Origin of the sequence: Bradyrhizobium centrosematis, assembly GCF_045571495.1 — a bacterium.
GTDB lineage: Bacteria > Pseudomonadota > Alphaproteobacteria > Rhizobiales > Xanthobacteraceae > Bradyrhizobium > Bradyrhizobium centrosematis.
This window is the reverse complement of the sequence record NZ_CP120703.1, coordinates 4,381,300-4,392,833: the sequence shown is the minus strand read 5'-3', so window position 1 is coordinate 4,392,833 and position 11,534 is coordinate 4,381,300. Positions and strand designations below refer to the sequence as shown.

The window sequence follows — 11,534 nt, the reverse complement described above, 5'->3', positions numbered from 1 at the left end:
TGACGCTGCGTGGTAGCGACATCCATCGGTTAACTTTTGGGCAAGATGCGTTGAGACGCTATTTGAGCGCGTCCGATGTCAGCTTGAATTTCTGGATGCGCTTTCCGGTATCGACCTCGGCGGTATAGACGTTACCCCGCGGGTCGACCGCCATGGCGTGCACCCAGTGGAATTGACCCGCGTTGCGGCCGCTATGGCCGAAGCTGCCGACCACGCTGCCGTCCTCGCGCTTGATCACGCGGATCTCGTTGTTCTCGCCGTCGGCGCTGAGCAGATAGGTCTGCTTCGGGTCGGGCCAGATCGCGATGTCCCATATCGCGCCGTTGCCGAGCGTGTTCTTCTCGAAGAAGAACTCCTTCACGAAGCTGCCGTCCTTCTTGAACACCTGGATGCGGTTGTTGATGCGGTCGCAGACGTAAACGAGGCCGTCATTGGCGAGCTTCACGCAGTGCACCGGGTTGCCGAACTGCTGGGCAACGGGCGCCTTGGGATCGTAGGGAGCCTGCTTGGCATCGTCAGGCTTGTTGCCGTAGGCGCCCCAGTGCCGCTTGTAGGCGAGGGTGGTCGCGTCGAACACGATGACGCGGCGGTTGCCATAGCCGTCGGCGACGTAGATCTCGTTGGCCTCCTTGTCGAGCGCGGTCTCCGCCGGCTTGCCGAGCTGGGTCGTGTCGTTGCTGCCGAGGCTGGGCGCGAACTTGCCGATCTGGGCGACGAACTTGCCGTCGAGCGTGAACTTCAAAATGGCGTTGTCGTTATCGGCGTTGCCGCCGATCCAGACGAAGCCGCGTTCGTCGACCTCGATGCCGTGCTCGCGGCCGACCCATTCATAGCCCTGGCCCGGACCGCCCCAGGAGCGCAGCAGATTGCCGTCGACGTCGAATTCGAGCACGGGCGGCGCCGACACGCAGCATTTCGAGCGCGGCGGGTTGAGGCTCGCGCCTTTCTCGTCGTCGGTGAGCGAGCGCGGGCGGTGGATCACCCAGATATGGCCCTGCCAGTCGACCGTGATGCCGCCGACCTGGCCGAGGATCCAGTTGTTCGGGAGCTGCTTCGGCCACGAGGAATCGACCGTGAAGGTCGGGACGTCGCCGGCTCGTGCCGGGCCCGGAAGCACGACAGCGCTGGCGGCGATCAGGAGGGCGAGGGCGTGAGAGACATTTGCGAGCGCACGCGCAAAGCCTGCGCGATCATGCCATGGCGCCATGGCGACCTCCCTTTCTTGGCTCGCGGCTTACCGCCGCTTAAGCGCGGGCAGTCAATCGCGCCGAGGCAGGTAAGTCAATCAGGCCGGCGCGCGGAAGCTCATCAGCGTGCGGGTCTTGTAGTCGTAGAATTTGCCGGTCTCGGTCCAGTCGGGCGCGCACATCGGCACGATGAATTCGGCGACCTGCTCGGGCGTGTCGAGCATCGCCGGATCTTCGCCCGGCATCAGCGTCGCGCGCATGCGGGTGCGGACCGGGCCGGGATTGAACAGGTTGACCCGCAGCTTGGAGTTCGCGGTCTCCTGCGCCCAGGCGCGGGCCAGCGTCTCCAGCGCGGCCTTGGAGGCGGCGTAGGGGCTGACATAAGCGGTCGCCTTGTTGGCGGCGCCCGAGGTGATGAACACGGCGCGGCCGGCGTCGGACTGCTTCAGCAGCGGCTCCATGCAGCGGATCAGCTGGAAGTTTGCGGAGACGTTGACGGCCATCACGTCGTTGAAGGTCTTCAGCTCGATATGGCCGATCGGCGAGGAGGGGCCGAGCACGCCGGCATTGCCGACGAGGATGTCGAGCTTGCCGTAGCGCTCATGCAGCCCGGCGCCGAGACGCGCGATGCCGTCGAAATCGGTGAGGTTGAGCGGCACCAGCGTGGCGCTGCCGCCGTCCTTGCGGATCTCGTCGTCGAGCTCTTCCAGCCCGCCTTGCGTCCGCGCCGTCGCCACGATGTGCGCGCCGGCCTTGGCGAGCGCGATTGCGGTGGCATAGCCGATGCCGCGCGAGGCGCCGGTGACGAGAGCGATACGGTCAGCGAGGGGTTTGGTCATGGCGGGGTTTTACAGGCGTGGACGGCCGGGACAAGCCCCAACGACTGTCATTCCGGGCGATGCGCAGCATCGAACCCGGAATCTCGAGATCCCGGGCTCGCTCCTGGCGGACCACCCCGGGATGACGGCTACGCCGTCAGCTCGCTTCCGCCAGCAGCGACAGCTGCCGCGGCTGCGGCTCGGTCTGGGTCTGGTCGGTGAGGTGGGTCGGGTAGGCGCCGGTAAAACAGTGATCCGAGAATTTCGGATTGGCGGGATCGCGGCCGGGCTCGCCCATGGCGCGGTACATGCCGTCGATCGACAGGAAGGCAAGCGAGTCGGCGCCGATGATCTCGCGCATCTCCTCCAGCGAATGCGTCGCGGCCAGGAGGCCGCCGCGATCGGGCAGGTCGATGCCGTAATAATCGGGATAGAGGATCGGCGGCGAGGCGAGACGGAAATGCACTTCCTTGGCGCCGGCATCGCGCATCATGCGCACGATCTTCTTGGAGGTGGTGCCGCGCACCAGGGAGTCGTCGATCAGGATGATGCGCTTGCCTTCGATCGCGGCGCGGTTGGCCGAATGCTTCATGCGCACGCCGGATTCGCGGATCGCCTGGGTCGGCTGGATGAAGGTGCGGCCGACATAGTGGTTGCGGATGATGCCGAGCTCGAACGGCACACCGGAGTACTGGCTGTAGCCGACCGCGGCGGGCACCCCGGAATCCGGTACCGGCACGACGACGTCGATCGGCACGTGGCTTTCGCGCGCGAGCTGGGCGCCGAAGGCCTTGCGGACCTCGTAGACCGAGCGGCCGTGGACGATGGAATCCGGCCGCGAGAAGTAGATGTATTCGAAGATGCAGGGGCGCGGCGCCATCGGCGGGAACGGCTTGTGGATGTCCTGGCCGTTCTCGTCGAACACGATGACTTCGCCGGGCTCGATGTCGCGCACGAAGCGCGCGCCGATGATGTCGAGGGCGCAGGTCTCGGAGGTGAGGATCGGGCAGCCGTCGAGCTCGCCGAGCACCAGCGGACGGATGCCGCGCGGATCGCGCGCGCCGACCAGCTTCTTGTTGGTCAGCGAGACCAGCGCATAGGCGCCTTCGATCTCGCGCAGCGCGTCGATATAGCGCTCGATGAAACGGGCGCGCTTGGAGCGTGCGACCAGATGCAGGATCACCTCGGTGTCGGTGGTCGACTGCATCATCGCGCCGCTCTTCACGAGCTCGCGGCGCAGCGTCAGGCCGTTGGTGAGATTGCCGTTGTGGGCGACCGCGAGGCCGCCGGCATTGAGCTCGGCGAACAGCGGCTGCACGTTGCGCAGGATGGTGGCGCCGGTGGTGGAATAGCGGACATGGCCGACGGCCATGTTGCCGGGCAGGCGGTCGATTACCTCGCGGCGGGAGAAGGTGTCGCCGACCAGGCCGAGCCGGCGCTCACTGTGAAAACGGCTGCCGTCGTAGGAGACGATGCCGGCGGCTTCCTGGCCGCGGTGCTGAAGCGCGTGCAGGCCGAGCGCGGTGATGGCGGCAGCATCGGGGTGGCCGTAGATGCCGAAGACGCCGCATTCCTCGCGCAGCGTATCCCCTTCCAGATCGTCCTGAAGCTCTAGCGCGGCGCCGGGGCCGAGATCGAGATCGAATTGGGCGTCCTGGTCAGGGTGTCGCATCTCGTCCGCGCCTCTCTTTAGGGCCTAATCAACGCGCCGCAGGTTTCTCGATCAGCTTTTTCAGGCTGTCACGAGCAGGTTTACTGTATCCGTCGCCACTGCCCGAAGGCTGCTGCTCGGAATCAGCTTGATCATCATCTGGTTTGTTTTTCTTGAATCTCTTCAAGATGGTGTTCTCGGGGTCGTCGGGCAAGAGGGCCATCAGCCAATCCCCGGTTCCCTGCAGCACCACGCGGGATTTGGCCCCGGTGACCCAGTCCGGGCGCTGTTTGTCCGGCACCAGCCAGGTGAAGAACAGGAACGCGACCACGACGATCAAAAGCCCGCGAGCGAGGCCAAACAGGAAACCCAGGGTGCGGTCCAGCGCGCCGATGCGCGAATCCAGGATCATGTCGGAGATCCGCACCGTGATCACGGAGACCACGATCAGGGTGCCGACGAACACGCCGGCGACGACCACCACGCTCGCGACGGTGTCGTTGTTGAAATAGCTCTTGGCGGTCGGCAGCAGCTTCGAGAACGAATAGAGCGTCACGATCGCCGCCGCGCCCCAAGCCGCGATCGACAGGATTTCGCGCATGAAGCCGCGGACCATGGCGAGCAGGCCAGAGATCAGCATCACACCGAGCAGGATCAGGTCGAGGATGGTAACTGGCATCGGCTGGTCTGGTCCGCTCGTACTTCAAAGGTGCTCTGCGAATCGGTGCTTGGCCGCTGCCCTAAAAGAGGGGCAGACGGCGTTCCCGGCAAGGCCGCAACCACGCAATCCCATGCTGCTTTTGTGACGGCTGTATAGCGGCGAGGGCCTCCGACGTCACCTCCACCTACCCCTCTCCACGGCGGATTCTTGCCGGTGTGGCATTTTTCTCTGCCGGCGTGTTCGATTCGCCGCGGCGGGAGCCGCGGGCGGCGATCTCCGCCACCAGGGTCGTCAGGCTGTTGACCGCATTCAGCGACAATCCGGCATCGCCGCCGCTCTCGCCGCGGGCCGATTCGGGCAGCACAGCGCGCTGAAAGCCGAGTTTTGCCGCTTCCTTCAGCCGGGCTGGGGTCTGTGCCACCGGGCGCACCACGCCAGACAGCGAGATCTCGCCGAAATAAACCGCATCGGTCGGCAATTGCGCATTAACCAAGGATGACACCAGCGCCGCGGCGGCGGCGAGGTCCGCCGCCGGCTCGTGGATGCGCAGGCCGCCGGCGACGTTCAGATAGACGTCGTGGCCGGACAGCTTGACCCCGCAATGGGCCTCCAGCACCGCCAGCACCATCGAGAGCCGGCTCGGATCCCAACCAACCACGGCCCGGCGCGGGGTGCCGAGCGAGGTCGGGGCCACCAGCGCCTGCAATTCGACCAGAACGGGCCGCGTGCCCTCGATGCCCGCGAAGACTGCGGTGCCGGGCGTGCCGAGATCGCGCTCGGACAGGAACAGCTCCGAGGGGTTGGTGACCTCGCGCAAGCCGAGCCCGGTCATCTCGAACACGCCGATCTCGTCGGTCGGCCCGAACCGGTTCTTCACGGCGCGCAGGATGCGGAATTGCTGCGAGCCTTCGCCCTCGAACGACAGCACGGCGTCGACCATGTGCTCGACCACGCGCGGGCCTGCGATCTGGCCGTCCTTGGTGACATGGCCGACCAGGATGATGGCCGCGCCGGTTTTCTTCGCAAAGCGGATCAGCGCCTGCGCCGAGGCGCGCACCTGCGTCACGGTGCCGGGCGCCGATTCCACGGTGTCGGTCCACATGGTCTGGATCGAGTCGATCACGATCAGCCGGGGCACCGCGCCCTCGGACAGCGTCGAGACGATATCCTCGACCGAGGTCTCGGCCGCGAGCTGCACCGGTGCGTCCGACAGCCCAAGCCGTTCGGCGCGCAGACGCACCTGCGCGATCGCCTCTTCGCCGGAGATGTAGACGATGCGGTGGCCGGCGCGTGCCAGCATGGAGGTTGCCTGCGTCAGCAGCGTCGACTTGCCGATGCCGGGATCGCCCCCGACCAGCAGCACCGAGCCGCGGACGAAACCGCCGCCGGTGACGCGGTCGAGCTCGGTCATCCCCGAGGACAGGCGCGGCGCATCCGGGCTCTTGCCGGCAAGGCTCTCCAGCGCGAACGTCCGCCCCTTGCGCTTCGAGCGGATCGAGACCGGCACGCTGCCGCTGGTGTCCTCTTCCGCGAGCGTATTCCACTCGCCGCAGGACTCGCACTTGCCCTGCCAGCGGTTATAGGCCGCGCCGCAGTTCTGGCAGACGAAGGAAAGCGTGTTCTTGGCCATGGGACGTATGAGTCGCGGTTTCGGCTCGCTGATAGCATGGAACGGCGGGTGATCGCCGCCTTCGAATATCTCAATTCGGCACGGCAGATATACCCTTCATTAGCTCTGTGCCGCAGTGGCCCGGTCGATTTTGCGAAGTGTTAGCGGACGCAGGTCCAATCTCGGAACCATCGGGGGCGGCGAAGAGAAATGACTGGATTCCTGCGTTTATTGCTCGCGGCGGGCACGGCCTGCGGCGTTTTCGCGTCCGTTGGCCCGAGCGCTGCCAAGCCCCTCGAGATCGTCTTCGTCAGCCCCGGCAAGACCGGCGAGGTCTACTGGGACATGGTCGCGCAGACCATGAAGGCCGCCGGCCGCAAGCTCGACGCGCATGTCGAGGTGCTGACCAGCGAGCGCAATTACCGCACCATGCAGGAGCTCGGCTTCGGCGTGGTGGCACGTCACGACAAGCCCGATTTTCTCATCCTGTCGAACGAGGAATCCGCCGCCGTCCCGATCCTGGAGGCGGCCGAGGCCGCCGGCGTCAAGACGCTGCTGCTCTCGAACACGCTGATCGGCGAGGATGCGGTCCGGCTCGGGCCGCCGCGGCAGAAGCTCAAGACCTGGCTCGGCGATATCACGACCGATCTTCGGACCGCGGGCGCGCGGATGGCCAACGCCCTGATCACGGCCGCGCGGGCGGAGAAGTGGCAGAGCGCGGACGGCAAGATCCACATTCTCGGCATCGGCGGCGACGAGATCACGCCCGCCTCGATCGCGCGCAATGCCGGTCTCAAGCTCGCCGTGGATACTGCCCCTGATGTCGTAGTGGACCGGCTGCTGTTCGCCAACTGGACGCAGTCGGAGGCCGAGCGGGTCACGACGAATTATCTGGGCTGGGCCTCGCGCAAGGAGATCCGGCCCGCCGGGATCTGGGCCGGAAACGATCCGATGGCGCTCGGCGCGCTGCGCGCGGTGATCGCCGCCGGCCTCGTGCCCGGCCGCGACATCCAGCTGGTCGGCCTCAACTGGTCGGAGGACGCGCTGCGCGAGATCAAGGCGGGCCGCCTGCTGCTGACCGACGGCGGGCATTTCCTGCTCGGCGGCTGGTCCATCGTCCTGCTGCGCGATTATGCCGATGGCTGCGATTTCGCGGCGGTTTCACCCCGCGTCGAAGTCAAGACGTCGGCGATCACGCGCGACAATCTCGGCTCGGTGGGCGACCTCATCAGGATGCGCGCCTTCGACCGGATCGACTTCACCCGGTTCCGGGCCAAGGCCGGACGCTGCGGTCACTACGACTTCTCGCTCGACGCGCTCATTTCGTCCCTGCCGCTTCCCGAAGGCGTCGCTGACTGATGCGCAAGGATGAGGCGATGACCGATCCGGATCCCGACCAGCAGACGCCGCCACCGCGCCTGCGCTCGGTCGTCCGGGCGATGATCTGGGCCACCGTGCCCGTGCTGCTGCTGGTGCAATTGCTCGCGTCGGCCGGCGTCGAGGCGTCGAGCTTCTGGTCGCAGATCAAGCAGCTCGACGCCCGCATGGCCCGCCTCGCCGAGAGCCGGGCCGAGCTGATCGCCGAGCCGCTCTGGAAGATGCGCTACGACCAGGTCACGGGCGTGCTCAACGAGATCATGCACGACGAGACCATCGCGGCGGCGGCCGTCTATGACGACACGGGTGCTGCGATCGCCCGCGTGGTGGGACGTCCCGAAGTCCAATCGGTCGCCGAGGTCTCGCGGCCGATCCACTACAGCAACGGCAACATGGCCGTTGAGGCCGGTCGGATCGCGATCGCCTATTCCCATGCGGCGCTCTACGCGGGCGCGGGCAGCCGGCTGGCGCTGCTGCTGATCGTCGGCCTGCTCGCGACGTTTGCGACCCTGATCGCCATGCGGATCTCCGCCAACATCTTCATCGGCCGGCCGCTCGCGGCCATGATGTCGGCCATCCAGCGCAGCAAGCAGGACGGGCGCGCCTATCCGGCGGACGTCACGTCCTCGAACGAGTTCGGTCAGCTCGCGCGCGCCTTCAATGCCATGCAACATACGACGTCGGGTGCGCTCGACCGGCTCGGATACATGGCGGCACACGATCCGCTCACGGGGCTGCCTAACCGGCGCTCCTTGACCGAGCGCCTCGCCGCGGCGAGCCGTGATGGCGGCAGGCCGGATGCGCTGGTCGCGTTTTGCTTCGTCGATCTCGACGACTTCAAGGGTATCAACGACACGTTCGGCCACGAGGCCGGCGACAAGTTCCTGATCCACATCTCCGAGCGTCTTCGGGCCGCGGTCGAGGCGGAGGATTGCGTCGCCCGGCTGGGCGGCGACGAATTCGTCGTCATTCGCCCCGAAGTCAGCAATGAAGCATCTGCGCACGCCTTCGCACAGCAGGTGCTGGCCGCCATTTCCGAACCGATCCGGCTCCACGACAAGCAGGTCGTGCCGCGCGCCAGCATCGGCCTTGCCGTGCGCCACGCTGACGATCCGGAGCTGTCGCATCTGCCGACGCTGGCCGACATCGCGCTCTACCATGCCAAGAGCAAGGCGCCCGGCACGGTCGCCGTGCTGGACGAAAAGCTGCAGCGCGACTACCGGCGCCGCAGGGATCTCGAGCTCGCCATTCCCACGGGGTTTGCCGAGGGACAGTTCGAGGTCTGGTACCAGAGCCAGGTCGACCTCGAAAGCCACGAGGTCGTCGGCCTCGAAGCGCTGATCCGCTGGCGCCATCCCGACCACGGCGTGATCGGCCCGGCCGAATTCCTGCCTCTGATCGAGCGCAGCGGCAACAATGCACGGCTGACCCGCTACGTGCTGACCGATGCCTGCTCGGCGCTGCAACGTTTGGCCGCCGCCGGCAGGCCGCAAATCCGGATCGCGATCAACCTGCCGCCGTCCGAGCTTGCCGACCATTCGCTGGCCGCCGAGCTGCGCGCGACCTGCGCGCGCTTCGAGGTTGCGGCATCTCTGCTCGAGCTCGAGATCACCGAGGGCTCGCTGATCAACAACATCGCCAGCGCCTCCGAGACTCTGCATCGCCTGCGCCGGCTGGGCGCGACGATCGCGCTCGACGATTTCGGCACCGGTTACAGCTCGCTCGCCCATCTCAGGCGTTTCCCGCTCGACAAGGTCAAGATCGACAAGGCGTTCATCAGCGAGATTCCCGATAGCGCGGAGGACAAGGCGATCGTCGGCGTGATCGCATCGCTCGCCGGCACGCTGGGGCTCACCCTGATCGCCGAAGGCATCGAGCGCGCCGAGCAGGCCGCGGCCATGCGCGAGATGGGCGTGAGGTTCGGGCAGGGCTACCTCTATCAGCGGCCGCAGCCGCTCGACGCGGTGCTGCAATGGCTCGACGGGCAGCCCACAACGGCAAGCCGCGTCCTCGCCGACAGCCCCTCGATCGCGCCCGAATTTGCCTGAGCACCTTCAGGTCTGCGCCGCGTTCCACAGCATCGAGAGCCCGGCTGCGATCATGATCGCGTCCATCAATAGGCGGAACATGTCCGGTTTCAGGTGCAGCACGAAACGCTTGGCGATGAAGGCGCCGGACATCAGCGAGCCACCCGCGATCAGGCCCTTGACGAACACATCGCCCGTCAACGCGCCGAAGCGTTCGAAGGTCACGGATTTCGCGAAATAGAGGCCGAGCGAGGCGGCGGCTTCGGTGGCGAGGAAGGCGCCCTTCGAGAGGCCGTAGAACAGGAACAATGGCACGCTGAGCGGGCCGGTCGAGACCACGATGCCGGTGAGATAGCCGATGACGGCGCCGCCGATGGCGAGATGCCAGAGATTGGCCTTGAGATCATGCCGCGCCAGCCAATGCCGCACCGGCACCATCGCGATCAGGAAGATTCCGATGGCGAGATCGACGGCATGCGAGGGCAGCGCCAGCAGCGTCCGCGCGCCGAGCGCGGCGGCCGGAACGCCCGTGACCGAATAGGCTGCACAGGCGCGCCAGTCGACCTCCCGCCACCAGGCCAGGATGCGCGAGAAATTCGCCATCACGGAAGCGACCGCCATGATCGGAACGGCTTCCTTCGGCCCATAGGCATAGACCAGCACCGGCATCAGCATGATCGACGAGCCGGTGCCGACGATGCCGGAGATGGTGCCGGCGAGCAGGCCGACGCTGAGGACGAAGAGAAAGGCCAAGGCAGTCTCCGCGAATCGGGAGAGTGTAGCCGCTGGGAAGGGATGCGAGCGATGCGCTTTAGGCGAGGGAGGCCAATGCGCTGCGCATCGGCATGCCGGTCTGCGCACCGGTCTTGAGGCACTTCAAGGCCGCCGCTTCGCAGCTCACGGCGAGCACGCGTTGCAGCGCGACGCCTTCGCTCAGCATGGCTGCAAACGCGCCGACGAAGGTGTCGCCGGCCCCGGTGGTGTCCACCGGCGTGATGCGTGGGGCAGGCGCGCGCAAGCGGGTTCCGTCCGCTGCGACAGCCAGAGCGCCTTGCGCGCCGGCGGTGACGATGCAGGTGAGCCCGCCGGCCCTCGCGAGTTCCGCAGCTGCGGCCTCGTAATGAGACGGAGCTAGGCCGATGGTCCTGGCGGCATCGAGCGCCTCGTGCTCGTTGACGAGGAGATAGTCGGTCACCGCGAGCAGCTCCGCCACCATCTCGCGGGTCATCTTCTCCGGAACCGGCGCGAGATTCCAGATGACGGTCCCGGAGGCTGAATTGGTCCGGCGCGCGGCTTTCAGCGCCTCTGCGAACGGTACTTCCATCTGAAGCACAAGCACCGTGTCGGAGCTGAAAAGCTCGGCCGGGAGGTTGTCGGCTCCGGCGTCCATGTTGGCGCCGCTGGCCACCGTGATCGCATTTTCGCCGGCCTGATCGACCGTGATGAACGCGCAACCGGTCGGCTCGGCGCCCCGGACGACGAGAGCGGTATCGACGCCGTTTGTGCGCAGGTTCTGGATTGCGCTGTCGCCAAATCCGTCCCGGCCGACGCGGCCTGCCATGCGGACGCGGTCAGGGCCCGCTATTCGCGCGGCAGCCACGGCCTGATTGGCGCCCTTGCCGCCGAAATGGCGTTGGTAGCTCGGTGCGAGCACCGTCCGGCCGGGGCCGGCAATGACCGGCACCTGCGCGACCAGATCGATGTTGAGCGATCCGAACACCAGGATCATGGCGGTAGGCCGTCAGCCTTGCTCATCCATGATGCGCAGTTTCTCCACCCGGCGACGGAAGTCTTCGTCGGTGGAGAATTCGGCAGCGAGGTATGAGGAGACGAGATCGACGGCGAGCCAGGCGCCAACGATCTGCGCGCCGATGCACATGACGTTGACGTCGTCGTGCTCGACGCTCTGGTGAGCCGAATGGACGTCGTGGCAGACCGCGGCGCGAATTCCTTTCATCTTGTTGGCAGCGATCGAGGCGCCGACGCCGGTGCCGCACACCATGATGCCGCGCGCGGCCTCGCCAGAGGTGACCTTTTGTGCCACTGCCCGCGCGATATCGGGGAAATCCACCGGCTTGTCGTCATAGGAGCCGACGTCGACGACGTCATGGCCGAGCTTGCGGATGTGGTCGATGACGGTCTGCTTGAGCGGCCAGCCGGCGTGGTCGGATCCGATGACGAGACGCATGTAATGTCCTTCTTGA

10 protein-coding genes are annotated in these 11,534 nt (G+C 66.5%); 2 read left to right on the top strand and 8 right to left on the bottom strand.

Translation table 11 applies throughout. The features are described from left to right. Positions 1 to 58: 58 nt before the first annotated feature. From P6U31_RS21240 to radA, 5 genes are all read right to left on the bottom strand, one after another. The gene (locus P6U31_RS21240; RefSeq protein ID WP_407183631.1) at positions 59 to 1,207 is read right to left on the bottom strand and encodes a hypothetical protein; all 1,149 of its coding nucleotides are present in this window, start codon (positions 1,205 to 1,207) and stop codon (positions 59 to 61) included. A 78-nt stretch (positions 1,208 to 1,285) separates the two neighbouring features. Beyond that, entirely contained in the window at positions 1,286 to 2,026 is a 741-nt protein-coding gene (locus P6U31_RS21235) for an SDR family NAD(P)-dependent oxidoreductase (protein ID WP_407183630.1), read from the bottom strand. A gap of 136 nt (positions 2,027 to 2,162) precedes the next feature. After that, positions 2,163 to 3,677, bottom strand: a complete 1,515-nt coding sequence (gene purF / locus P6U31_RS21230; RefSeq protein WP_407183629.1) for an amidophosphoribosyltransferase — start codon at positions 3,675 to 3,677, stop codon at positions 2,163 to 2,165. Positions 3,678 to 3,705: 28 nt separating this feature from the next. Beyond that, the gene (locus P6U31_RS21225) at positions 3,706 to 4,335 is read right to left on the bottom strand and encodes a CvpA family protein (RefSeq protein ID WP_407183627.1); all 630 of its coding nucleotides are present in this window, start codon (positions 4,333 to 4,335) and stop codon (positions 3,706 to 3,708) included. A gap of 166 nt (positions 4,336 to 4,501) precedes the next feature. Next, complete coding sequence (gene radA / locus P6U31_RS21220) at positions 4,502 to 5,947, bottom strand: DNA repair protein RadA (protein WP_407183626.1); 1,446 nt, start codon at positions 5,945 to 5,947, stop codon at positions 4,502 to 4,504. A 189-nt stretch (positions 5,948 to 6,136) separates the two neighbouring features. Here radA and P6U31_RS21215 point away from each other — a divergent pair, with 189 nt between their 5' ends. Further along, positions 6,137 to 7,285, top strand: a complete 1,149-nt coding sequence (locus tag P6U31_RS21215) for an ABC transporter substrate-binding protein (protein WP_407183625.1) — start codon at positions 6,137 to 6,139, stop codon at positions 7,283 to 7,285. Beyond that, positions 7,285 to 9,351: a putative bifunctional diguanylate cyclase/phosphodiesterase gene (locus tag P6U31_RS21210; protein ID WP_407183624.1), complete on the top strand. Its 2,067-nt coding sequence runs from the start codon at positions 7,285 to 7,287 to the stop codon at positions 9,349 to 9,351. The genes P6U31_RS21215 and P6U31_RS21210 overlap by 1 nt, the downstream gene beginning before the upstream one ends. A 6-nt stretch (positions 9,352 to 9,357) precedes the next feature. Here the strand turns inward: P6U31_RS21210 and P6U31_RS21205 are convergent, their stop codons facing one another. From P6U31_RS21205 to rpiB, 3 genes are read right to left on the bottom strand one after another with little or no spacing between them, the layout of a single operon-like run. Further along, complete coding sequence (locus P6U31_RS21205; protein WP_407183623.1) at positions 9,358 to 10,083, bottom strand: sulfite exporter TauE/SafE family protein; 726 nt, start codon at positions 10,081 to 10,083, stop codon at positions 9,358 to 9,360. A gap of 58 nt (positions 10,084 to 10,141) precedes the next feature. Then, on the bottom strand, positions 10,142 to 11,059 hold the full coding sequence (locus tag P6U31_RS21200; RefSeq protein WP_407183621.1) for a ribokinase: 918 nt from the start codon (positions 11,057 to 11,059) through the stop codon (positions 10,142 to 10,144). Between the two features lie 12 nt (positions 11,060 to 11,071). Further along, a complete protein-coding gene (gene rpiB, locus P6U31_RS21195; RefSeq protein ID WP_128925265.1) occupies positions 11,072 to 11,518 on the bottom strand; it encodes a ribose 5-phosphate isomerase B in 447 nt (148 codons plus the stop codon). Positions 11,519 to 11,534: the final 16 nt, after the last annotated feature.

What these genes read in the sequence shown, in the direction of transcription:
- P6U31_RS21235 (WP_407183630.1), bottom strand. Translation starts at nt 2,026, where the DNA reads ATGACCAAACCCCTCGCTGACCGTATCGCTCTCGTCACCGGCGCCTCG.
- P6U31_RS21210 (WP_407183624.1), top strand. Translation starts at nt 7,285, where the DNA reads ATGCGCAAGGATGAGGCGATGACCGATCCGGATCCCGACCAGCAGACG.
- P6U31_RS21215 (WP_407183625.1), top strand. Translation starts at nt 6,137, where the DNA reads ATGACTGGATTCCTGCGTTTATTGCTCGCGGCGGGCACGGCCTGCGGC.
- P6U31_RS21240 (WP_407183631.1), bottom strand. Translation starts at nt 1,207, where the DNA reads ATGGCGCCATGGCATGATCGCGCAGGCTTTGCGCGTGCGCTCGCAAAT.
- P6U31_RS21225 (WP_407183627.1), bottom strand. Translation starts at nt 4,335, where the DNA reads ATGCCAGTTACCATCCTCGACCTGATCCTGCTCGGTGTGATGCTGATC.
- radA (WP_407183626.1), bottom strand. Translation starts at nt 5,947, where the DNA reads ATGGCCAAGAACACGCTTTCCTTCGTCTGCCAGAACTGCGGCGCGGCC.
- P6U31_RS21200 (WP_407183621.1), bottom strand. Translation starts at nt 11,059, where the DNA reads ATGATCCTGGTGTTCGGATCGCTCAACATCGATCTGGTCGCGCAGGTG.
- rpiB (WP_128925265.1), bottom strand. Translation starts at nt 11,518, where the DNA reads ATGCGTCTCGTCATCGGATCCGACCACGCCGGCTGGCCGCTCAAGCAG.
- purF (WP_407183629.1), bottom strand. Translation starts at nt 3,677, where the DNA reads ATGCGACACCCTGACCAGGACGCCCAATTCGATCTCGATCTCGGCCCC.